Source organism: Thioclava sp. JM3, assembly GCF_002213185.1.
GTDB lineage: Bacteria > Pseudomonadota > Alphaproteobacteria > Rhodobacterales > Rhodobacteraceae > Thioclava > Thioclava nitratireducens.
In genome coordinates, this window is the sequence record NZ_NBOB01000004.1 from 194,036 (window position 1) to 216,646 (window position 22,611).

Genomic DNA, 22,611 nt, shown 5'->3' on the forward strand with positions numbered 1-22,611 from the left:
AGGACTGAACGAGACGAAACGGACAGGCACGCTCATGACGATGATGACCCGACTGCTCACCCTTCTGGCGCTGATGCTCGCCCTGCCCTTCGCCGCAGGAACGGCGCAGGCGCAATCGGGCGGTAGCTTCGCGCCCGTCGTCACCGTCAACGGCATGGGCGTGACCGACTACGAAATCAACCAGCGGCAGCGCTTCATGCAGCTGCTGAACGCCGGCGCGAACACGCGCGAGGACGCCGAGAAGGCGCTGATCGAGGACCGTCTGCGGATCTGGGCCGGCAAGCGCATCGGCATCAAGCTCGACGAAGCCGCGATCCAGAAGGGCATGGATGAATTCGCTGGCCGCGCGAACATGACCGGCGACGAATTCGTGCAGGCACTGCAGAAGGAAGGCGTCGATCCGAACACGTTCCGCAACTTCACCGAAGCCGGCCTTGTCTGGCGCCAGGTGATCCGCGCACGCTTCGGGCCGCAGGTGAACATCACGAAATCCGACGTCGACCGCGCGATGATGCCCGAGAGCCAGACCGGCAAGGGCGTGAAGGTGCTGATATCGGAGGCGATCATCCCCGCGCCGCAGGGCCGCGCCCGGGCCGCGATGGGGCAAGCGCGTCAGCTGTCGGCCGCGCAGGGCGAAGGCGCTTTCGCCGCGCTCGCGCGTCAATATTCGGCCGCGCCGTCGCGTGCACGCGGTGGGCGTCTGGACTGGATGCCGATCGACAAGCTGCCGCCGCAACTGCGCGGCGTGGTGCTCAAGCTCAAGCCCGGCACCGCGACCCAGCCGATCGAGCTTCAGGGCGCGGTCGCGGTCTTCATGCTGCGCGCGATTGGCGATGGCGATGCGCCGTCGGGCCCGCAGACGCTCAGCTACATGACCTTCGCGATCGGCCCGACCGGCTCGCAGCAATCGGCCAAGATCCAGAGCCAGGTGGCCGCGGCGCGCGAATGCAACCAGCTCTACACGATCGGCAAGGGCTTCCCGCCGAGCGCGCTCACCAAGCATGAGGACGTGGCGCAGGCGCAGGTGCCGACCAATATCGGTCTCGCGCTGGCGCATCTCGATGTGGGCGAGACCGAAGTGATCCCGCAAGGCGCCAACGACGTGCTCGTGATGCTCTGCGATCGCAAGGTTGCGCCCCAAGGTGACCAATCGGCTCCCGACCGCGATCAGGTCCGCGCGGCTCTGGAGAACAAGGCGCTGGAATCCTACGCCAATGGCTACATGGCCGATCTGGAAGCCGAAGCGGTCATCGTGCGCAAATGAGCGCCCAGCCGACCGATCGCACTGCGGCCCGTGCGCCCGACCGCCCCGTGATCCTCAGCTGCGGCGACCCTTCGGGCATTGGCCCCGAGATCGCCGCCCGCGCCTGGGAACATTGCGGCGCGAAACTACCCTTCGTCTGGATCGGTGACCCCGCGCATCTGCCGCGCGGCACAAAGATCCGAGAGATCGACCGACCCGCCGACGCGCTGCGCCACGCCAGCGCCGGGCTGCCGGTGCTGCCCCACCAGTTTCCCGCCGCCGCCCTTCCGGGCGAGCCCGATCCCGCAAATGCGAAAGCCGTGATCGACGTGATCGCGCGCGGCGTCGATCTGGTGATGCGCGGCGAAGGGGCTGCGCTCAGCACCGCGCCGATCAACAAGAAAGCGCTGAAAGACGGGGCAAAGTTCACCTTCCCCGGCCATACCGAATATCTGGCCCATCTCGCGGGCGTCGAGCGGGTAGTGATGATGCTCGCCTCGTCGCGAGTCGACCCGCCGCTGCGCGTGGTGCCCGCCACGATCCATGTCGCGCTCTCCGAAGTACCGAAACTTCTGACCCCGCAGCTTCTGCGCGAGACGGTGCGGATCACCTATGAAGGGTTGCGGCGCGATTTCGGCTTCTCGGCCCCACGGATCGCGGTGGCGGGGCTGAACCCGCATGCAGGCGAAGGCGGGGCGATGGGCATCGAGGAAGGCGACTGGATCGCCGACACGCTCGACGGTCTGCGGGAAGAGGGCTACGCGGTTGCGGGCCCGATGCCCGCCGACACGATGTTCCACGCGCGCGCCCGGCAGAATTACGACGCGGCGATCTGCGCCTATCACGATCAGGCGCTGATCCCGATCAAGACGCTCGATTTCGACGGCGGGGTGAATATCACGCTCGGCCTGCCCTTCGTGCGCACCTCACCCGATCATGGCACCGCCTATGACATCGCGGGTCAGGGCCGCGCCAACCCTGCCTCGTTGATCGCGGCGCTGGAGATGGCGGCCCGGATGGGAGCGGCCCGGCATGACTGAGGCTGCGTGATGGCCACGATCGACGGGCTGCCCCCGCTGCGCGAGGTTCTGCAGACGCATGACCTGGTGGCAAAGAAGAGCCTCGGGCAGAACTTCCTGCTGGACCTGAACCTGACCGCGAAGATCGCGCGCTCGGCGGGCGATCTGACGGGTGCGGACGTGCTGGAGGTCGGTCCCGGCCCCGGCGGTCTCACGCGCGGGCTGCTGGCCGAGGGCGCGCGCAAGGTGCTCGCGATCGAGAAGGACACACGCTGTCTGCCCGCCTTGGCCGAGATCGCCGAGGCCTATCCGGGCCGTCTCGAAGTGATCAATGGCGATGCGCTGCAGGTCGATCCGCTCGCGCATCTCACGCCCCCGATCAAGATCGCCGCGAACCTGCCCTATAACGTGGGCACCGAGTTGCTGGTGCGCTGGCTGACGCCGAAAGACTGGCCGCCCTTCTGGGAAAGCCTGACGCTGATGTTCCAGCGCGAGGTGGCTGAGCGGATCGTGGCGAAGCCGGGCTCTAAGCATTACGGCCGCCTCGCGCTCCTCGCGCAATGGCGCGCCGAGGCGAAGATCGTAATGAGCCTGCCGCCCGAGGCATTCACGCCCGCACCCAAGGTGCATTCGGCGGTGGTGCATCTGCGCGCCCTGCCCGAGCCGCGCTATCCGGCCGATGCGGCAACGCTCAGCCGGGTCGTGGCTGCGGGCTTCAACCAGCGCCGCAAGATGCTGCGGGCTTCGCTCAAGGGTGTCGCCCCTGATATCGAGGCGAAGCTGGAGCAGGCTGGGATCGCGCCCACCGAACGCGCCGAACGGGTCACGCTGGAGCAGTTCTGCCGCCTCGCGCGCATCGTCGCGGGACAGGAATGATCTGCGCCGCGCGCGAGGACGACTTGCCTCGCGGTGCCGAGATCGTCTTCGCTTCCCTCATTTCCGGGATTGGCCAGTTGCCCACGTCGATGCTGACCGGTCACACCGCTGAACTGCCGCGATAGAGAGAGCTGCGCGGTTCGCGCGTGTCGGCTTGCACGTGGCACATCTGATGGATGGCAGCTGCGGCCGGTTGTATCCGTACACGGACCAGACGGGCGAAGCGTCCGCCCCGCTCCCAAGATGCAAAAAGGCCCGCCAACCTGGCGGGCCTCGCGCTATCTCTTGGGAGGCTTTACTCGCCTGAAGCCTTCGGCAGCTCGGCACTCGCCTCGGCTTTTTCGGCCTTCTCGGCTTTCGGAGCGCGCGGCTTGCGCGGGGCGCGCGGACGCTTGGGCTTCTCGGCCTTTTCAGCTTTCTCGGCCTTCTCCGGCTTTTCGGAGGGCTCTTCCGCCTTCGGCGCGTCGTCGCCGCGACTACGGCTTTCGGGCGTATCGACGAGGGTGGAATCGTCATCGGAGTCCAGCTGCGGCATCGGCGGCATCATCTCGGAGCTTTCGCTCCGCTTACGCCCGGACGACTTGCCCTCGGAGCGCTCGTCGCGGCGCTCGGACGCATTGTCCTGAGCCTCGCCTTTCGAGCCGGTCTCGTTTTGACCGTCATTCTGCTGACCGTCGTTCTGACCGCTGTTCTGGCCGCCGCTTTGCCCGTGGCCGCCGTGGCTCTGACCACCATTATTCTGGCCACCATTGTTCTGGTTGCCGTTATTCTGGTTGTTCTGCTGGCGCTGCTGGTTGCGGGCTTCCTGCTCGCGGGCCTGTTCTTTCTGCGCCTCGCCCAGCATTCGCGTGTAATGCTCTGCGTGCTGCAGGAAGTTCTGTTCGGCCACGCGGTCGTTGCCGAGCTGCGCATCGCGCGCGAGCTGCAGATATTTGTCGATGATCTGTTGCGGCGTACCGCGCACCTTGCCTTCGGGGCCGGAGCTGTCGAAGACGCGGTTGACGATATTGCCCATCGACCGTTGACGGTTCGACTTGTTACGCGAACGGGATTTCGAAGATCTCATGGCTTTCGTTTTCTTGGCCCGTTGTCACGGGCTTTTCGGAAATGGCCGCTAATGCAGGGCCTGCGGGCTGAACTGTCACGCTGGGCATACCTGCCCGGTTTCGTTCCAAACACCCGCGCTGTGAAGCTGAGCCGTGCGGGGGATCAATATCCGGCCTGCACAGGCTTGACTAAACATGCGAGGGGCGACCTTTCAAGTCAGAAAATCGGTCAAATCCGCGATTTCGATGGATTCGCGGGGTTTTCCCCAAGTTTTTGCGCGATTTCGTGCTCAGGACGTGCCGCAATCCGCCGGATCACCGGGTTTATGCGCCAAAATGACGCGGTCGCGGCCGTCGAGATCACGGCGGGTCTCGATGTTCTCAAGGCCCTGCGCTGCGAAGAGATCGCTCACCGCCTGCGCCTGCGTCGGACCGATCTCGACGGCGAGGCGTCCGCCCGCCATCAGCCGCGCCCCCGCGCCGCGGGCAATGGCGCGATAGGCGTCGAGCCCGTCCCCGCCCGGCGTCAGCGCCGAGAGCGGCTCCCAGTCACGCACGTCCTGAGAGAGCCCCGCCATCTCGTATTCCGCAATATAAGGAGGATTCGAGACGATGAGGTCGTATCGCCCCGGCACATTGGCAAACCAGTCTGAAATCAGGAACTTGGCGCGTTTGGCCACACCGAGCGCCTCGGCATTGGCTTTCGCGACCTCGAGCGCGGCTTGAGACAGGTCTGTCCCCGTCCCTGCCGCGAAGGGCATGGATTTCAGCAGCGAGATCAGGATGCAGCCGGTGCCCGTTCCGAGGTCGAGCGCGTGAACGAAGGGCCGCTCCAGCGCCACCTCGACCAGCAATTCCGTCTCCGGGCGCGGATCGAGCGTGTCGCGGGTGACGCGGAATTCATGCCCCCAGAACAGCCGCTTGCCGGTAATCTGGGCGACGGGCTGGCGTGCCTCGCGGGCAGTCAGCGCAGCCTCAAACCGGTCGACCGCGTCGTCCGGCAGCGGGTCTTGCAAGGCGAGCGTCAGCCGGTCGGGTGCGATCTGCAGCGCATGGGCCAGCAGCCTGCGCGCATCGGTTTGCGCACCCTCGATCCCGGCCTCGCGCAGACGGCGGGACGCAGCGACCAGCGCATCCTGCGCCCTCACGCCTCCATCTCCGCGAGCTTGGCCGCCTGATCGTCTGCGATCAGCGCGTCGACCACTTCGTCGATCTCGCCTTCCATAACCTTATCAAGGGAATAGAGCGTGAGGTTGATGCGGTGATCGGTCAGCCGCCCTTGCGGGAAATTATAGGTGCGGATGCGCTCCGAGCGGTCGCCGGAACCCACCTGGGATTTCCGCGTCTCGGCACGTTCCGAAGCCGCGCGGTCGCGTTCGGCCTCGAACAGCCGCGCGCGCAGAACGGCCATCGCATTGGCGCGGTTCTGGTGCTGGGATTTCTCAGACGAAGTCACGACGATCCCGGTCGGGATATGGGTGATGCGCACCGCGGAATCCGTCGTGTTGACGTGCTGCCCGCCCGCCCCGGAGGCTCGCATCGTGTCGATCCGGATATCATTGGCGGGGATGTCGATATCGACCGCCTCGACCTCGGGCAGAACGGCGACGGTCGCGGCAGACGTGTGGATGCGTCCGCCGGCTTCGGTTTCCGGCACGCGCTGAACGCGGTGCACGCCGGATTCGTATTTCAGCCGGGCGAAGACGCCCTCACCTTCGATGCGCGCCACCGCTTCCTTGACGCCGCCCAGCTCGGTCTCGGTCAACTCCATCATCTCGAAACGCCAGCCATGTTTCTCGGCGTATTTCTGATACATACGCAACAGGTTACCCGCGAACAGCGCCGCTTCCTCGCCACCCGTGCCGGGGCGGATCTCCAGGATCGCGGGGCGCGCGTCGGCGGCATCCTTGGGCAGAAGCGCCACGCGCAAGGCCTGCTCCATCTCGGGGATGCGGGCTTTGAGACGCGGCAATTCCTCTTCGGCCAGATCGCGCATTTCCGGATCGGTCATCCAGCCTTCCGCCTCGGCCAGATCGGCGCGGGCCTGACGCCATGCTTCGATCTGGGTGACGACCGGCTTCAATTCGGAATATTCGCGGCTGATCTCGGCGATCTTGGCGGGTTCCGCGCCAGCGTTGAGCAGCGCCTCGAGGTACTCGAAGCGCGCGAGGATCTGGTCGAGTTTCTCTTCGGGCAACATGGGATCGGTTTGGCGCGAAGCGTGCGGGGCGTCAAGCGGCGAGCGTTGTGAAGAGAGCGCCGCTTCCTCCCGTTGGTCCGGGGCGACCAACCCCGGGCCGCGTCCAACCTTCCCCGGGAAGGCGCGTTGTCGATGTCATCGCAGGCTCAAGCGCCCACCGGGCTTGCGAGATTAAGCGCCCGGCCCCACACAAAGCCACGCACCACCCGGGGTTCGGACGCGTCCCTTACAAACAACGTTCCGTCATTGCCTCTTCGCAGCGCTGCGTCATCACATATCAGCAGACTGCCCACAGCTCCCTTTACGGCTCGGGTCCTATCACCTAGATAAACAGTCGAGTAATTCGATAGGCGCCCTGCCGGCGCCCCTGCCGATGGAAGAAGCCGCCATGACCGCCACGCCCGAAGAGCCGCTTGAAGGCACGCCGCTGATCAAGCCCTCGACGACCGACCATCCGCTCTACGAAAATGTCGTGGAAGCGTGCCGCACCGTCTATGACCCGGAAATTCCGGTGAACATCTATGATCTCGGCCTCGTCTACACGATCGAGATCAGCCCTGAGAATGACGCGAAGGTGATCATGACGCTCACCGCTCCGGGCTGCCCCGTCGCGGGCGAGATGCCGGGTTGGGTTCACGATGCCGTGGCCTGCGTCGGTGGTCTGCGCGATGTCGATGTCGAGATGACCTTCGACCCGCAATGGGGCATGGACATGATGTCCGACGAGGCGCGGCTGGAACTAGGCTTCATGTGAGGCTTGGAGGGGCTCTGCCCCGCACCCTGCGGGTGCTTCCGGGATATTTCCGACCAAGAGGAAGGGAGCCGCGCGGCTCCCTTTTTGTTTCCTTGCATTTGCGCACACAACCTTCGCACTGCGATGGACTTGCCGCCCGCGCGCGCAGCCCCATGTCATCTGGCCGAACGTCAAACCCGATGAGAGGACTGACATGGCTGATACGCTATTCTCCCCCACGAAGCTCGGCGCGATCGAGATCGCCAACCGCTTCGTGATGGCGCCACTGACCCGCAACCGTGCCCCCGATCTGCACCCGACCGATATGACGGTCGAGTATTATCGCCAGCGTGCAGGCGCCGGGCTGATCGTCACCGAAGGCACGCAGATTTCGCCGATGGGTCAGGGCTACGCCTGGACGCCAGGCATCTACAGCGAGGAGCAGGTCGCGGGCTGGAAGAAAGTCACCGACGCGGTGCATGAGGCTGGCGGCAAGATCGTCGCGCAAATCTGGCATGTCGGCCGGATCTCGGTGCCGCAGCTGCTGAACGGGCGTGACCCGGTCGGGCCGTCTGCGATCTCGGCCGAGGCCAAGACCTTCGACGGCGAAGGCTTCGTGGCGACCACCACGCCGCATGCGCTGACGGTCGAGGAAATCGCAGCGACGGTCGAAGATTACCGCAAAGCCGCCCGCAATGCGCAGGCCGCGGGCTTCGATGGCGTCGAGATTCACGCCGCGAATGGCTATCTGATCGATCAGTTCCTGCGCGACACCTCGAACAAACGAGAAGACGAGTACGGCGGCTCGATCGAGAACCGCACCCGCTTCCTGCGCGAAGTGGTCGATGCGGTCACCGAGGTGCTGGGCGCCGAGCGTGTGGGCATCCGTCTCTCGCCGTGGTCGAACGCGAATAACGTGGGCATCGATAGCAACACGGCCGAGCTGTTCGGCGCGGTGGTCGATTTCCTCAACACCAAGCCGATGGCCTATGTCCATTTCGTCGAAGGCCAGACCGGCGGTGCGCGCGAGTGGCCCGAGGACGGGATAGAGACGCTGCGCGCGAAGTCGAAGGCGCCCTATATCGCGAATAACGGCTACGACAAGGCGATGGCCGAAGCGGCGCTGAAAGAGGGTGCGGCGGCGGTGGCCTTCGGCAAGCTCTTCATCGCGAATCCGGACCTGCCCAAGCGTTTCGCGAAGGACGCTCCGCTGAACGAGCCGAACTCGGAAACGTTCTACGGCGGCGGTGCTCAGGGCTACACGGATTACCCGTTCCTCGACGAGTGACGCGAGCGCTAGAAAACGACCATGGAAGGGCTTAATAGCCCTTCCATGAAGGATCTTATTGTTTTCACCGGCGATATCGTCGGCTCAAGCCGACTAACGGCGTCGGAGCTGAGCGCGGCGCTCGATGCGATCGAGGGGGCGGCGGCAATACTGCGGCCCGCACTGGGCGAAACGGCTTTCGCCCGCAATCGCGGGGATGGCTGGCAGATCGCGATCACCGAGCCGCGTCTTCAGGCCCGGCTCGCGCTGCTGATCCGGGCCAAGTTGCGCGCTCTGGGCGAAGCGTTCTCGACCCGGATCGCGATGGCCGAGGGCGACGGCACGCTGCCTGCCGATGGCAACCTGAACGGGGCATCGGGGGCGGTCTTCACCGCTTCGGGCCAACTTCTCGACAGTCTCGAGGGCCCGCGCATCGCCCATGCGACAGGCGGACCGCTTGGCGCGGCACTGCGACTTTTCGATCATCTCTCGGAGGGCTGGACCCCGGCACAGGCACGCGCGGTCATGCCGATGCTGCGCCCCGATCCTCCAACCCAGACCGCCGCCGCCAGTGAAATCGGGATTACCCGACAATCGCTCGCCCAAGCCTTGGCAAGTGCGGCCTATCCCGCCATCGTGGAAGCGCTGAGATTAATCGAGAACACCAGATGATCGAAACTTTCACCGCTTTGCTTTTCACACATACATTGACCGATTTCGCATTCCAAAGCGACCGGATGGCTCACCGCAAGGCCAAGCGAGAAATAACAGCATTCGCATCGCATCTTGCGATCCTTCTCGGTCTCAGCGCAGTTGCGCTCTTACAATTTTCGACCGGCTTTCTGATCGCACTCGCGCTCGTCTTCGCGAGTCATCTCTTGATCGACTTCGCGAAGAGCTTTGCTCCGCCGACCTTGAAATCATTCGTTTTCGACCAAGCCGCGCATCTGATCGCATATGCATTTATTGCAGCTTGGTTTTCTGACCTCTGGGCTCAAGCGCTATGGTCAGACCATAAGTGGATTCCAGGAGTATACGACTTGATCGCTGGCTCATTTATTACCGTGCGAGCCGGTGGCTTTGCTATCGAAAGGCTATTGACGAACTCAGGTTTTGGCCAAGAAAGTGCAAGCGCTCCAGCGGGTGGAGAGCTGATCGGCCTCCTTGAGCGAAGCTTAATATTCATTTTGATACTGGCAAACCAACCTAGCGCGATTGGATTTCTAATAGTCGCGAAGGTTTGGCGCTTCGATGCTCTTTCGAAGAGCGACACGCAGCTTAAATCCGAATATGTGATCATCGGCACGCTGGCCTCCTTCGGCTGGGCGCTCGCCGCCTCTTACGCCACGCTCGCGCTTTTGGGACATTTGCCGCCCCTTGGAATCCTGCCCGTGCCCGACTAAATTACTCGGTGAAGGAGAGCCCCCCATGTTCAACGTTCCCGGACAAGACCCCGTAACCCTGACCGACGCCGCCGTCGCGCAGATCGCCAAGCTGATGTCGCGCGAAGACGCGGCTGGCTTCCGCATCGGCGTGAAGAAAGGGGGCTGCGCGGGCATGGAATACACGATGGAGGTCGCGGCCGAGGCCGGTCCGATGGATATCGTCGTGGAAAAGGGCCCCGCCCGGGTTCTGATCGCACCGATGGCGCAGATGTTCATGCTGGGCACAGAGATCGACTACGAGACCGGTCTTCTCGAAAGCGGCTTCAAGTTCCGCAATCCGAACGTCGTCGATGAATGCGGCTGCGGCGAGTCGATCAAATTCGCCGATATGGAAGCCCCCCAGACCAACGGCTGAGCCCCGCTCCCGCGCCAATTTGCCCTTTGCGAGTGCGATCCCCCTGCCCTAATGTCGGCCCGAATGACATAAGGGAGACAGGCATGCGCAAGAAGCTGGCCGCCGGCAATTGGAAGATGAACGGGCTCAAGAGCAACCTGAGCGAGGTGAAATCCCTTGTCGAGGCGCATCCCTCGTCCGCCTGTGACGTGCTCCTGTGCCCGCCCGCGACTCTGATCGGCGCGATGACCGAAGCGGCGGGTGGCAAGCTCGCGGTCGGCGGGCAGGATTGCCACATGAACGAGAGCGGCGCACATACGGGCGACATCTCGGCGCAGATGATCGCGGATGCGGGTGGCTCTCACGTCATCGTCGGCCATTCCGAACGCCGTGCCGATCATCATGAAAGCGATCTGATCGTGCGTGCCAAGGCCGAGGCTGCGATCGCCGCAGGCCTGATCGCGGTGATCTGCGTGGGCGAAACGGAAGCGCAGCGCGACGGCGAACAGACGCTCGACGTGATCGGCGAACAGCTTGCCGGCTCCGTCCCCGACGGTGCGACGGCCGCCAATTGCGTGATCGCCTACGAGCCCGTCTGGGCGATCGGCACGGGTCGCACGCCGACGCTGGATCAGATCGCGGAGGTCCATGACTTCATGCGCAACACGCTGATCGCGCGCTTCGCCGACGCAGGCAACGGCATGCGGCTGCTCTATGGCGGCTCGGTCAAACCCGGCAATGCCGAGGAGATCTTCGCGACCTCCAACGTCGACGGCGCGTTGGTGGGCGGGGCCTCGCTCAAAGCCAGCGATTTCGGCGCGATCATCGCCGCGCTAGAGGCGAGCTGAGCCGCATCCCGCTCGGCATCCGGGGGGCTCGAACACAAGGGCCACGCGGCTTTCCAACGCCGCGTGGCCCACGCAATTTCCCCCGTCCCGCCTTGCGGGCGCCGCGCCGATCTCGTATCACGCGGACCAAGCTTTCAAGAGGATGACAGATGCGCGCCGAGACGCAGAATACCGTCGAACAGATCCGCAAGTCCCTGACCTTGCTCGGCCAGCGGATGGACCTCGAGACCGCGCCGCACCGGATCGAGGAATTCAACGCGATGATCGAAGACCCCACCCTGTGGGACGATCAGGCGCGCGCGCAGAAACTGATGCGCGACCGGCAGCAACTGATGGACAAGTTCGAAACCTATAACCGGATCAAGCAGGATCTGGAGGACAATGTCGAACTGATCGAACTTGGCGAGATGGAAGACGACGAGGAAGTCGTCTCCGAAGCAGAAGCGTCGCTCGCCGCGCTGAAGGAAACCGCCGCGTCGAAAGAGCTGGAAGCCCTTCTCGACGGCGAGGCCGACGGCAACGACACCTTCCTCGAGATCAATGCGGGCGCGGGAGGCACCGAGGCCTGCGACTGGGCCTCGATGCTGCAACGGATGTATGTCCGCTGGGCCGAAAAGCGCGGCTACGAGGTCGAACTGCAATCCGAAGAACCGGGTGCCGAGGCCGGGATCAAGTCCTGCGCCTACAAGATTTCCGGTCCCAATGCCTATGGCTGGCTGAAATCGGAATCGGGCGTGCACCGCCTCGTGCGGATTTCACCCTTCGGCAAGGGCACGCGCGAGACCTCTTTCGCCTCGGTCTGGGTCTACCCGGTCGTTGACGACAATATCGAGATCGAGGTGAACCCCGCCGATATCCGCATCGACACGTTCCGCTCCTCGGGGGCTGGCGGTCAGCACGTCAACACGACCGACTCGGCGGTGCGGATCACCCACCACCCGACCGGCATCGTTGTCACCTCGTCCGAGAAATCGCAGCACCAGAACCGCGACATCGCGATGAAGGCGCTGAAATCGCGGCTCTATCAGATGGAGCTGGAAAAGCGCACCGCGGCGATCAACGAAGCCCACGAGAACAAGGGCTCGGCCGGCTGGGGCAACCAGATCCGGTCTTACGTGCTTCAGCCTTACCAGATGGTGAAGGACCTGCGCACGCAGCACGAGACCTCGGACACGCAGGGCGTGCTCGACGGCGACCTCGACGGGTTCATGGCGGCGACGCTGGCGCTTGGCCTCGAAGGCAAATCCCGCGCCGACGCGCAGGCGGATAGCTGATCGCGAATGACGGCGCGGGTTCACATCACCGGCGCCGCAGGATCGGGCACATCATCTTTGGGGGAACGCCTGGCCGACCGCTTGGGCGTCACCCATCTCGATACCGACGAATTCTATTGGGCCGAGAGCGACCCGCCCTATACCGTCAAACGCCGCCCCGCAGAGCGGCTCGCCTTGATGGAGGCGGCGAAAAAGCCCGAAGGCTGGGTGATCTCCGGCTCGCTCGACGGTTGGGGGGAGCCCGCGATCGCGGGCGCCGACCTTATCGTCTTTCTCACCGCTCCGACGCCGATCCGCCTCGCGCGCCTGCGCAAGCGCGAGGCGATGCGCTTCGGCGCGCGTATCCGCAAGGGCGGCGACATGGAGGGCAATCACGGCTCCTTCCTGACCTGGGCTGCGGGCTATGACGATCCGTATTTCTCGGGTCGCTCGCTAAGCCGCCATCACGAATGGCTGGCGGGCCGGTCTGAACCGATACTGGACCTCTCGGGCACACGGCCGCTGGATGAACTGCTGGCGGAGTGCCTCGAGGCCCTCGGAATGAAACCCTGATCCGGTTTGGCGCGTATCCTCACCACTAGCGAAAGGATGACCGCCGTGGAGTTCAAGGACAAACGCATCTGGATCATGGGCGCGAGCTCGGGCATCGGGCAGGCGCTGGCGCGCGAACTGGCCGCCCGCGGGGCGCGACTGGTGCTGTCTGCGCGCTCGGTCGAGCCGCTGGACGCGTTGAAGGCAGAACTGGGTCAGGGCGAGGTCGTACCCTGCGACGTCGCCGATCCCGAAAGCCTCGACGATGCGCGCGGCGAAATCCTGAGCCACGGGCCGCTGGATGCGATGATCATCACCGCCGCGCTTTACGATCCGGGCCGCGTGGAGCAGATCGAACGGGAGGCTGCGCGCAAGCTGGTGGAGGTGAACCTGCTCGGCACGCTATGGTTCGCGCAGGCCGCTCCCGGCTTGCTACGCGAAGGTGGGCAGTTGGTGATCTTCGGCTCCGTCGCGGGCATCTTCGGCCTGCCGAAAGGGCAGCTCTACTCCGCCTCGAAAGCCGGCGTGATCAACCTAGTGGAAAGCCTGCGGGTCGAATATGCGCCCAAGATCGACGTGCGGCTGATCTCTCCCGGCTTCGTGAAGACTCGCCTGACCGAGAAGAACGACTTCGCCATGCCCTTCATGATCGAAGCCGACGAGGCTGCCCGCCGCATCGCCGACGGGCTGGCCAAGGACCGGTTCGAAACCCACTTCCCCCGCCGCCTGACATGGCAGCTCAAGCTGTTGAAACGCCTGCCCTATGCGCTCTCCCTGCGGCTGACGAAACGGATGGGCGGCTGAGCCTCGCGGCGACGCAGCGAGCAATTCTCTGGACAGATCACGCCCGCGTGACGCAACGTGAAGTTGCGGGCCTTTGGGAGAGGCCCTCAGTCAGGGAGAAAAGCAATGCAAACGATCCTGTCGCCGCCCTCCGAGGTGCCGCCTATCCGCGACCTTCAGGCCTCGGACATACCAGACATCCTGAAGGCCGGATGGAACGATTTCAAACGCGCCCCGGCCTTCGGTCTGATGTTCTCGGGCTTTTACGTGCTTGGCGGCATCGTGCTCTGGATGGTGTTCGCAGCGCAGGGCGAGGAATGGTGGCTGATCCCCTTCGCGCTCGGCTTTCCGCTGCTCGCCCCCTTCGCGGCGATCGGGCTTTATACCGTCTCGCGCAAGCTGGAGGCGCAGGAGCCTCTCATCTGGCGCGAGGTGATCGCCAGCTGCGTCTCGGAGAAGGATCGCCAAACGCCGTCCATGGCGATGCTGATCCTGATGATGTTCATGTTCTGGGTCTTCGTCGCCCATACCACCTTCGCGCTGTTCATGGGGCTGTCGGCCTTCACCAACATCTCCAGCTCGCCTGAGATCCTTCTGACCGGGAACGGGCTGATGATGCTGAGCATCGGCACCCTGATCGGGGCGGGTTTCGCAGCGATGCTGTTCTCCTTCACCGTGGTCGGCCTGCCGCTGATCATGGATCGCGAGATCGACATCATCACCGCCATCCTCACCTCGATGCGGGCAGTCGCGGCCAACCCGGTCTCGATGGCGATCTGGGCACTGGTGATCGCGGCGAGCCTGTTCGTTGGGATGCTGCCGATGTTCCTTGGCCTCTTCATCGTGCTGCCGGTTCTGGGTCATGCCAGCTGGCACATGTATCGCCGCCTCACTTCCTGAGGTCCGCGCGCCGTTTTCCGAGGGGCGCGAGATTTCGCGCCCCTTTGTCATGGAATTATTGAAAGGGAGATGGCGTGAACATATAGTGAACACATGGCAAGGATGACCCTCGATCAGAAACTGGCGATCCTCTCGGATGCGGCGAAATACGATGCCTCCTGCGCGTCGAGCGGCGGGCAGCGGCGCGACTCGAAGGATGGCAAAGGGATCGGCTCGGTCACCGGCTCCGGCATCTGTCACGCCTACACGCCGGACGGGCGCTGCATCAGCCTGCTGAAGATCCTGATGACGAATTTCTGCATCTATGACTGCGCCTATTGCGTGAACCGGGTGAGTTCCAACGTCACCCGCGCGCGGTTCTCTCCCGAGGAGGTCGTGACCCTCACGCTGGAATTCTACCGCCGCAACTATATCGAGGGGCTGTTCCTCTCCTCCGGCATTATCCGCTCGCCCGATGACACGATGGCCGACATGGTGCGGATCGCGAAGCTCTTGCGGGTCGAGCATAATTTCCGCGGCTATATCCATCTGAAGACCATCCCCGACGCAGCCCCCGAGCTGATCGAGGAGGCCGGCCTTTACGCCGATCGCCTCTCGATCAATGTCGAGCTGCCGACCGACCGCGCGGTGCAGGACTATGCGCCGGAAAAGGATCCCGCGCAGATCCGGCGCGCGATGGGCGACGTGCGGGTGCTGCGCGAGGCGCGGAAAGAACGCAGCTTCACCGGCAAGCGCCCTCCGAAATTCGCGCCCGCCGGGCAATCGACGCAGATGATCGTCGGCGCGGACGGGGCGAATGACACGACGATCCTGAAGACCTCGACGCGGCTCTATTCAAGCTACGCGCTCAAGCGTGTCTATTACTCCGCTTTCTCGCCGATCCCGGACAGCTCCGCCGCCCTGCCCCTGATCAAGCCACCACTGATGCGCGAGCATCGGCTCTATCAGGCGGATTGGCTGCTGCGCTTCTACGGCTTCGACGTGGACGAGATTTCGCAAGGCACCACCGACGGCAATCTCGATCTGACGGTCGATCCCAAGCTCGCCTGGGCGCTGGCGAACCGGCATCTCTTTCCGCTCGACGTGAACCGGGCCGAGCGCGAGATGCTGCTGCGCGTGCCGGGGCTGGGGGTGAAGACGGTGAACCGGGTGCTGGCGACCCGCCGCTACCGGACCCTGCGCTACGAAGACCTGAGGCGCATGGGGGCGAATCTGAAGCAAGCGAAACCCTTTATCACGCTGCTGGACTGGCACCCGCGCGCGCTGACCGATGCGGCAGACCTGCGCGCCCGTTTCGCCCCACCGCCGCAGCAGTTGCGGCTGTTGTGATGCGGACGATCACCCTGCCCGAGATCGGCACGTTCGAGGCCTGGCGAGACGAGGCCCGCGCAGCCTTGGGCGCTGGCATCCCGCCCGAGGAGCTTCTCTGGCATCGCGGGGCGGCGGAGGCCGATCTCTTCGCGCAGGACGCCCCTGCCCCCACGGGCAGCGCTGTGAGCGTGCCAAAGGGCTTTGTCGACCTCGCCCGGCTCGTGGTGTGTCATCGCGACCCGGAACGCTTCGCGCGGGCTTACGCGGTGCTCTGGGCGCTGCGATCCGACAAGCGCCTGCTGGAAGACCGCGCCGATCCGCGCATCGACCGACTGAACCGCATGGCCAAGGAGGTCTCGCGCGACCGCCACAAGATGACGGCCTTCGTGCGCTTCCGCGAAATCGGGGCGCCCGACGCCCCACGTCGCCGCTTTGCCGCGTGGTTCGAACCCACGCATTACATCTGCGAGCTGACCGCGCCGTTCTTCGTGAAACGTTTCGGCGACATGGACTGGTCGATCTTCACGCCCGATCTGACGGCGCATTTCGAAGCGGGCAAACTGCGCTTCAGCGAGGGGCAGCCGCGCCCCGACCTGCCCGAGGATGCCGCCGAAGACCTCTGGCGCACCTATTTCCGCAACATCTTCAACCCGGCGCGGCTGAAGGTCGACGCGATGCAATCCGAAATGCCGCGCAAATATTGGCATAACCTCCCCGAAGCCAGCCTCATCCCCGAGATGATCGCCACCGCACAGGCCCGCGCCGAGGAGATGGCATTAAGTGCCCCCACGCTGGCCCCGGCCCGAGCTGGCAAGATCACCGAGCGGCTGGCGAGCGAACGCGCCAGGCCGCAGCCCGCGGGTGACCGCGCGGAACTGCTGGCCGCGCTGAACGCTTGCCGCCGCTGCCCGCTTTGGGAGAACGCAACGCAGGCAGTACCGGGCGAAGGGCCGCTGGATGCGCCGCTGATGATCGTGGGCGAGCAGCCGGGCGATTTCGAGGATCTCGAGGGCCGCCCCTTCGTCGGCCCTGCAGGCCAGCTTTTCGACGAGGTGGCTGCGCGTGCGGGTCTGTGCCGCGATCGCGTCTTCATCACCAATGCGGTCAAGCATTTCAAGTTCACCCCGCGCGGCAAACGGCGCATCCACCAGTCGCCCGACCGGCAGGAAATTCATCACTGCCGCTTGTGGCTCGACCGGGAACGCGCGTTGGTGAAACCCAAGGCGATCCTCGCGATGGGCGCGACCGCGCTGGAGAGCCTCACCGGGGATCGGCGCGGACTATTGAAACGGCGGGGCACGGTGGAGGTACTCGACGATGGCACGCCGATGCTCATCACCGTGCACCCGTCCTACCTGCTGCGCCTGCCCGACATGGAAAAGCCCGCTATGCTGCGGGCTTTCGAGGCGGATCTTGTCCGCGCGGTGCAGATGGTGGCGTGAGGCGTCAGCCCAGCACTGCAAGGCTCGGGAAGGTCTCCAGCAGCCAGAAGCTGATTGCCGAGAACGCATTGGTCAGCAGCAGAATCCCGACGACGACCAGCAGCGCGCCCATCGTCTTCTCGATGATGCCCATATAGGCCTTGAGCCGGTTCATTACCCCGATCGCACGCTGGATGAACAGCGCGGCCAGCAGGAACGGAATGCCCAGACCCAGCGCATAGACCGCCAGCAGCGCGGTGCCGCGCGCCTGATCGCCGCCTTGGGCGGCCAGCGACAGGATCGCACCCAGCTGCGGGCCGATGCAGGGCGTCCAACCGAAGGCGAAGGCGAGCCCCAGCACATAGGCACCCAAACTCGAGCCGCCCCGGTCGCCCGCGTCCAGCCGCGCCTCGCGGTCGAGGATCGGGATGCGGAATACGCCGAGGAAATGCAGGCCGAGGATCACGATCACCCCGCCCGCGATCCGTCCGAACAGCACCTGATTGGTCAGGAAGAACCGCCCGAAGGTCGAGGCGGCGAAACCCATGAACAGGAACACCGTCGACAGGCCAAGAACGAAGAACAGCGCAGGCACCGCCGCCGAGCGTTTGCCCTCGCGCAGGTCGCCCATGCTGACCCCGCCCATATAGGCGAGATAGGGCGGCACGATCGGCAGCACGCACGGGCTGAGGAATGACAGCAGACCCGCAAAGAGCGCCACGAAAGCGGCGGGCAGGAAAGCGGCAGAGAGGAGATCGATTCCAAACATGTTCTTCCTCTACCCCATTCCTCGCGCGCGGTCACCGGGTCGTGAGATAACAACAGCGTGGACAAATCAGCGCGGGCGCGCGAGAACCTCCGGCATGAAACCCGATGTCGAAATCGATGCAAAGGGGTTGTTGTGCCCCCTGCCCGTCTTGCGCCTGCGCAAAGCGTTGGAGGCGGCCGCGCCCGGCACGCTGGTCCAGCTGGTCGCGACCGACGGGGCGAGCTGGATCGACGTGCCCCATTTCTGCGCGCAATGCGGACACGAGCTGGTCGAGGCAGAGGATTGGGAAGGCGTGAAGGTCTATCTCGTACGCAAGGGCTGATGGCCCTCGCGTTGCGCACCTGCCCGGCGTCGGCCCGCCGCTGATGATCAGTCTCCCGATGCTAGTAAGGCTGGCCGAGGAACTGAGCCCCTTGCCGAGGACATAAGCGCGTGCCAATCTCCGGCCATTCTCAGGGCGGGGCGAAATTCCCCACCGGCGGTATGCGGCGAAATCCGCGAGCCCGCGAGCGCCTCGCCGTCGTGCGAGGGTCAGCAGATCAGGTGCGAGGCCTGAGCCGACGGTTACAGTCCGGATAGAAGAGAATATGCAGCCGATCCCGGGCCTTCTCGCGCGGGCACGGCCTGTATGTGATCGCCTTGGGTGACGTGTCGCTAGCAAGGAGATCACGATGACACACACCCGTTACGCTTTTATCAAGGCCAATTGGCACGCTGATATCATCGACCGCGCGCTCGAGGGGTTTCTCGAAGAGATCCCGGCGGCGCAGGTCGATGTCTTCGACGTGCCCGGCGCGTTCGAGCTGCCGCTGAGGGCGCAGGAACTGGCCCGAACGGGCCGCTACGCGGCGATCGCGGGCGCGGCTCTGGTCGTCGATGGCGGAATCTACCGGCATGATTTCGTGGCGCAGGCCGTGGTGAATGGCCTGATGCAGGTGGGGCTGGAGACGGGCGTGCCCGTGCTGTCGGTCTCGCTGACACCGCATCAGTTCCAGGAGACCGATCACCACCGGGCGATCTTTGGCAGCCATTTTGTCGAGAAGGGCCGCGAGGCGGCGCGGGCGGCGCTGCAACTGACCCGCCATGCACAGGAACTGGCCGCCTGAGCGCGGATAAGCAGATATGAAAACGAAAAAGGCCGGGCGCTCTGCCCGGCCTTTCTCAAATCTGAGGCTGCCTCAGCGGCTCCACCAGCCCCGTTTCTTGGGCTTGGGCGCCTCCTCGGTCATGGTTTCGCCCTCGGCTTCGGTTTCCGCGAAGGCTGGACCACCGGGCAATTCGACCGGAGCATCAGGCTGCGGCGTTTCCGGAGGCTGCTCGAACGGGGTTTCCGGCTCGGGCGCGGGCGGCGTTTCCTGCGGCACGTCGGCAGGGGTTTCCTGCGGCGTAGGCTCGGGCGTCTCGACGGGCGCGTCGGGCTGCGGCGTCTCCTGCGGCTCGGTCGGCGCGTCGGGCTGCGGGGTTTCGGGCGGCTCAGGGCTCTCGGGCGTCTCCGCTACGGGCTCTTCGACCTTCTTGCGCGCACGGGAGCGGCGCTTGGGTTTGGGCGCCTCTTCCTCCGCCGCTGCGGCGGCCTCGACCTTTGCGCCGGCGGCGCTGCCTTCGACGGCGGCTTGCGCATCCGCCTCGGGATCCACCTTCTTGCGCGACCGCGTGCGGCGCTTCGGCTTGGGAGCTTCTTCCTCGGCCTTGGCCTCGGTGCCCTCAACCGCAGCTTCCGCAGTCTCGGCGTCCGCTTTCGGTTCTTCGACCTTCTTGCGGGCGCGCGAGCGGCGCTTCGGCTTCGGCGCTTCTTCCTCCGGCTGAGCCTCGGTCTTGACGTCGGTCTGCGCCTCGGTCTTGGCCTCGTCCGCCGGAGCCTCTGCCGCTTGCGCGGGTTCGGCCTTGGCGGGCGCGTCCTGACCTCCGGTCGGTTCAGACTTCTGATCGTCCGACTTGTGGTCGCCCGACGACTGATCGCCGTTCTCCGAAGAGTCGTTATTCTCCCCGTTCTCGCCATTCGACTTCTTGCGACGGCGACGGCGGCGGCGCTTCTTCTTAGGCTGCTCCTCGGCCTCGGTCTCGACCTCCGGGGTCTGCGCCTCGGCTTCGGCCTCGGTCTCGTCCTCCGCCTCGTCGATTTCGGCCATCAGGCTTGCCGACGCGGACACCACGGGGCTGTCCACTTCCGCAACATTGCGGGTCGCGGTCTTGAACTTCTCGATGGTGAAATCGGGCGAGACTAGCTCGGGCGCGGCCTCGATGCGCACGGACATACCGTAGCGGGCCTCGATCACTGCCACATGTTCGCGCTTAGCGTTCATAAGGTAGTTGGCGACCGCGACGGGCGCACGCACCAGAACCTCGCGGGTCCGTTTGCGGGTGCCCTCTTCCTCGATCGCGCGCAGAACGCTCAGCGCGAGGCTGTCGTCGGAGCGGATCAGGCCGGTGCCGTGGCAATGGGCGCAGGGCTGCGTCGTGGATTCGATCATGCCCGGACGCAGGCGCTGGCGGCTCATCTCGAGCAGGCCGAAGCCGGAGATGCGTCCGACCTGAATGCGCGCGCGGTCGGTCTTGAGGCGCTCTTTCATGCGCTTTTCGACGGCCGAGTTGTTCTTGCGCTCGTCCATGTCGATGAAGTCGATCACGATCAGCCCGGCGAGGTCGCGCAGGCGCAGCTGGCGGGCCACTTCGTCGGCGGCTTCAAGGTTGGTCTTGAGCGCGGTTTCCTCGATCGAGCCTTCCTTGGTGGCCCGGCCCGAGTTCACGTCGATCGCGACGAGCGCTTCGGTCACGCCGATCACGATATAGCCGCCCGACTTCAGCTGAACCGTCGGGTTGAACATCGAGGCGAGGTAGCTTTCCACCTGATGGCGCGCGAAGAGCGGCAGCGATTCCGAGTAGTGCTTCACGTTCTTGGCGTGGCTCGGCATGATCATCTTCATGAAGGCCTTGGCCGCGCGGTAGCCGCGCTCGCCCTCGACAAGAACCTCGTCGATATCCTTGTTGTAGAGATCACGGATCGAGCGCTTGATCAGATCGCCTTCTTCGTAGATCGGCGCCGGTGCGACGGATTTCATCGTCAGATCGCGGATCTGCTCCCACAGGCGCATCAGGTATTCGTAATCGCGCTTGATCTCGGTCTTGGTGCGCTGCGCGCCCGCCGTACGCACGATCAGGCCGGCACCTTTCGGCACGTCCAGCTCGCCTGCGATTTCCTTGAGCTTCTTGCGGTCGGCGGCGTTGGTGATCTTGCGCGAGATGCCACCACCGCGCGCGGTGTTGGGCATGAGCACGCAGTAGCGGCCTGCCAGCGAGAGATAGGTGGTCAGAGCGGCGCCCTTGTTGCCGCGCTCTTCCTTGACGACCTGCACCAGCATGATCTGGCGGACCTTGATCACTTCCTGGATCTTGTAGCGGCGCGGACGCGGCTTGCGGGCCGGACGGATCTCTTCCTCGACATCCTCGTCGGCGACGGATTCGATGCCGCTATCGGCCTCCGCCGCGTCGTCGTCATCCTCGTCCGTGTCGTCGCTGTCATCCTCGTCGGATTGCGCAGCTTCCACAGCCGCGGTTTTCTCAGCAGCTTCCGAAGCGGGCGCTTCCTCGGCCGGAGCTTCGGAGGTTTCCGTCTGCGCGTCCGCTTCCGCCTCTTCGCTGGCGGCATCGGCGTTCTCGTCTTCCGCCTCGGGATCGACGACGCCCATGCCCGGGATCTCGTCCGAGCTGACGACCGCGTCGTCCTGCTTGGCCTTCTCCGCCTTGTTCGACGACCGGCGCGAGCGGCGGCGGCGTGATTTCGGCTTTTCCTCTTCCTCGGCAGCGGCCTCGGCAAGCTGTCGCTCTTCTTCGAGGAGCGCTTCGCGGTCGGCGACAGGGATCTGGTAGTAATCGGGGTGGATTTCCGCGAAGGCGAGGAACCCGTGCCGGTTTCCGCCGTAGTCGACGAATGCCGCCTGCAGCGACGGTTCGACGCGCGTTACTTTCGCGAGATAGATATTGCCGGCGAGCTGCCGTTTGTTGATGGTCTCAAAGTCGAATTCCTCGACCTTGTTGCCGTCCACCACCACGACGCGGGTCTCTTCCGCGTGGGTGGCATCGATAAGCATCTTCTTTGCCATGTAATTCCAATAGGTCAGCCCTTTGCGACCGGCCCGGGGGCGCGGCGCTGTCTTGGGCTGAAACTGTCCTTGAGGCGAGGCTGCGGACATGCGCGCAGACGGCGGTGGCGTCGAGCCTGCCCGTCTTCATCTGCGAAATCCCGTCACGCATCATCGCGGTTCTTTCCAAGGCGCGGTCGGCCTTAGCCGCTTGGCGCCCAATTAACGGCCTCCATCCCGGCATATGCGGCAGAGGGAGACAAACTTGCGGCCTTTCGGCCAATCGGTTGAGCCGGGGCCCCTTGCGCATCATCTGCGCCGGATCGGCCAAGGCATCAGCGAATTTCGGAGGGTTCACACGCTTGGCGTGAAACCGACTGGTTTCGACCATAGCGGCACAGCCACCGGGAACACAATCGAATTTTCGTAACGGAAGGGTTAATCGCGCCCCGATTCCGGGCAAAGATCAACGATTGGGCAGGCCCGTCCCGGAGATTTTTCGCCCTGGGCCTGAAAATGCCGCGGCGCGGTG

At 64.7% G+C, this 22,611-nt stretch carries 22 protein-coding genes and 1 riboswitch; of the genes, 17 read left to right on the forward strand and 5 right to left on the reverse strand.

Annotated elements, in window-relative coordinates; all coding sequences use genetic code 11:
- The first annotated feature begins 34 nt into the window (after positions 1 to 34).
- The 3 genes from B6V73_RS08850 to rsmA are packed head-to-tail and all read left to right on the forward strand — an operon-like array spanning position 35 to position 3,138.
- On the forward strand, positions 35 to 1,264 hold the full coding sequence (locus B6V73_RS08850; RefSeq protein WP_088718849.1) for a peptidylprolyl isomerase: 1,230 nt from the start codon (positions 35 to 37) through the stop codon (positions 1,262 to 1,264).
- The gene (gene pdxA, locus B6V73_RS08855) at positions 1,261 to 2,283 is read left to right on the forward strand and encodes a 4-hydroxythreonine-4-phosphate dehydrogenase PdxA (RefSeq protein WP_088725044.1); all 1,023 of its coding nucleotides are present in this window, start codon (positions 1,261 to 1,263) and stop codon (positions 2,281 to 2,283) included. The genes B6V73_RS08850 and pdxA overlap by 4 nt, the downstream gene beginning before the upstream one ends.
- 9 nt (positions 2,284 to 2,292) lie before the next feature.
- Positions 2,293 to 3,138 (forward strand): 16S rRNA (adenine(1518)-N(6)/adenine(1519)-N(6))-dimethyltransferase RsmA, encoded by an 846-nt coding sequence (rsmA, locus tag B6V73_RS08860; RefSeq protein WP_088725045.1) that lies wholly within the window; start codon positions 2,293 to 2,295, stop codon positions 3,136 to 3,138.
- Positions 3,139 to 3,433: 295 nt separating this feature from the next.
- Here rsmA and B6V73_RS08865 read toward each other — a convergent pair whose 3' ends face one another.
- The 3 genes from B6V73_RS08865 to prfA all read right to left on the reverse strand — a co-directional run bounded on the left by B6V73_RS08865 (position 3,434) and on the right by prfA (position 6,384).
- Complete coding sequence (locus B6V73_RS08865) at positions 3,434 to 4,204, reverse strand: DUF4167 domain-containing protein (RefSeq protein WP_075774561.1); 771 nt, start codon at positions 4,202 to 4,204, stop codon at positions 3,434 to 3,436.
- 270 nt (positions 4,205 to 4,474) lie between these two features.
- Positions 4,475 to 5,332 carry a peptide chain release factor N(5)-glutamine methyltransferase gene (gene prmC / locus B6V73_RS08870; RefSeq protein ID WP_088725046.1) on the reverse strand — a complete coding sequence of 286 codons (858 nt, stop codon included), beginning with the start codon at positions 5,330 to 5,332 and terminating at the stop codon, positions 4,475 to 4,477.
- A complete protein-coding gene (prfA, locus tag B6V73_RS08875) occupies positions 5,329 to 6,384 on the reverse strand; it encodes a peptide chain release factor 1 (protein WP_075774738.1) in 1,056 nt (351 codons plus the stop codon). The genes prmC and prfA overlap by 4 nt, the downstream gene beginning before the upstream one ends.
- 388 nt (positions 6,385 to 6,772) lie before the next feature.
- Between prfA and B6V73_RS08880 the strand changes: the two genes are divergently transcribed.
- The 12 genes from B6V73_RS08880 to B6V73_RS08935 all read left to right on the forward strand — a co-directional run bounded on the left by B6V73_RS08880 (position 6,773) and on the right by B6V73_RS08935 (position 17,252).
- The gene (locus B6V73_RS08880) at positions 6,773 to 7,138 is read left to right on the forward strand and encodes a DUF59 domain-containing protein (protein ID WP_078519345.1); all 366 of its coding nucleotides are present in this window, start codon (positions 6,773 to 6,775) and stop codon (positions 7,136 to 7,138) included.
- 193 nt (positions 7,139 to 7,331) lie between these two features.
- Entirely contained in the window at positions 7,332 to 8,405 is a 1,074-nt protein-coding gene (locus B6V73_RS08885) for an alkene reductase (RefSeq protein WP_088725047.1), read from the forward strand.
- 45 nt (positions 8,406 to 8,450) lie between these two features.
- Complete coding sequence (locus B6V73_RS08890; protein ID WP_088725048.1) at positions 8,451 to 9,056, forward strand: hypothetical protein; 606 nt, start codon at positions 8,451 to 8,453, stop codon at positions 9,054 to 9,056.
- Positions 9,053 to 9,787, forward strand: coding sequence for a DUF3307 domain-containing protein (locus B6V73_RS08895; protein WP_088725049.1), 735 nt, complete (start codon positions 9,053 to 9,055; stop codon positions 9,785 to 9,787). The genes B6V73_RS08890 and B6V73_RS08895 overlap by 4 nt, the downstream gene beginning before the upstream one ends.
- Before the next feature lie 25 nt (positions 9,788 to 9,812).
- Positions 9,813 to 10,184, forward strand: a complete 372-nt coding sequence (locus B6V73_RS08900) for an iron-sulfur cluster assembly accessory protein (RefSeq protein ID WP_075774555.1) — start codon at positions 9,813 to 9,815, stop codon at positions 10,182 to 10,184.
- 83 nt (positions 10,185 to 10,267) lie between these two features.
- Positions 10,268 to 11,011, forward strand: coding sequence for a triose-phosphate isomerase (gene tpiA, locus B6V73_RS08905; protein ID WP_088725050.1), 744 nt, complete (start codon positions 10,268 to 10,270; stop codon positions 11,009 to 11,011).
- Positions 11,012 to 11,160: 149 nt separating this feature from the next.
- The gene (gene prfB / locus B6V73_RS08910) at positions 11,161 to 12,285 is read left to right on the forward strand and encodes a peptide chain release factor 2 (protein ID WP_088725051.1); all 1,125 of its coding nucleotides are present in this window, start codon (positions 11,161 to 11,163) and stop codon (positions 12,283 to 12,285) included.
- A 6-nt stretch (positions 12,286 to 12,291) separates the two neighbouring features.
- The gene (locus B6V73_RS08915) at positions 12,292 to 12,837 is read left to right on the forward strand and encodes an AAA family ATPase (RefSeq protein ID WP_075774552.1); all 546 of its coding nucleotides are present in this window, start codon (positions 12,292 to 12,294) and stop codon (positions 12,835 to 12,837) included.
- 45 nt (positions 12,838 to 12,882) lie between these two features.
- Positions 12,883 to 13,620, forward strand: coding sequence for an SDR family NAD(P)-dependent oxidoreductase (locus B6V73_RS08920; RefSeq protein ID WP_240497800.1), 738 nt, complete (start codon positions 12,883 to 12,885; stop codon positions 13,618 to 13,620).
- Positions 13,621 to 13,725: 105 nt separating this feature from the next.
- Positions 13,726 to 14,499 carry a DUF2189 domain-containing protein gene (locus B6V73_RS08925; protein WP_088725052.1) on the forward strand — a complete coding sequence of 258 codons (774 nt, stop codon included), beginning with the start codon at positions 13,726 to 13,728 and terminating at the stop codon, positions 14,497 to 14,499.
- Positions 14,500 to 14,592: 93 nt separating this feature from the next.
- Positions 14,593 to 15,828: a putative DNA modification/repair radical SAM protein gene (locus B6V73_RS08930; RefSeq protein ID WP_088718857.1), complete on the forward strand. Its 1,236-nt coding sequence runs from the start codon at positions 14,593 to 14,595 to the stop codon at positions 15,826 to 15,828.
- Entirely contained in the window at positions 15,828 to 17,252 is a 1,425-nt protein-coding gene (locus B6V73_RS08935) for a UdgX family uracil-DNA binding protein (protein ID WP_088725053.1), read from the forward strand. Before B6V73_RS08930 ends, B6V73_RS08935 begins: the two co-directional genes overlap by 1 nt.
- A 4-nt stretch (positions 17,253 to 17,256) precedes the next feature.
- Here B6V73_RS08935 and B6V73_RS08940 read toward each other — a convergent pair whose 3' ends face one another.
- Positions 17,257 to 18,000 (reverse strand): cytochrome c biogenesis protein CcdA, encoded by a 744-nt coding sequence (locus B6V73_RS08940; RefSeq protein ID WP_088725054.1) that lies wholly within the window; start codon positions 17,998 to 18,000, stop codon positions 17,257 to 17,259.
- Between the two features lie 94 nt (positions 18,001 to 18,094).
- Between B6V73_RS08940 and B6V73_RS08945 the strand changes: the two genes are divergently transcribed.
- Both B6V73_RS08945 and B6V73_RS08950 read left to right on the forward strand, forming a co-directional pair.
- A complete protein-coding gene (locus tag B6V73_RS08945) occupies positions 18,095 to 18,322 on the forward strand; it encodes a sulfurtransferase TusA family protein (protein WP_075774546.1) in 228 nt (75 codons plus the stop codon).
- A gap of 122 nt (positions 18,323 to 18,444) precedes the next feature.
- Positions 18,445 to 18,591: riboswitch (FMN riboswitch) on the forward strand.
- An 80-nt stretch (positions 18,592 to 18,671) separates the two neighbouring features.
- Positions 18,672 to 19,106: a 6,7-dimethyl-8-ribityllumazine synthase gene (locus B6V73_RS08950; protein WP_088721748.1), complete on the forward strand. Its 435-nt coding sequence runs from the start codon at positions 18,672 to 18,674 to the stop codon at positions 19,104 to 19,106.
- 72 nt (positions 19,107 to 19,178) lie between these two features.
- On the opposite strand, the gene B6V73_RS08955 is transcribed toward B6V73_RS08950, so the two are convergent.
- Positions 19,179 to 22,100, reverse strand: coding sequence for an Rne/Rng family ribonuclease (locus tag B6V73_RS08955; protein ID WP_088725155.1), 2,922 nt, complete (start codon positions 22,098 to 22,100; stop codon positions 19,179 to 19,181).
- Between the last annotated feature and the right edge of the window lie 511 nt (positions 22,101 to 22,611).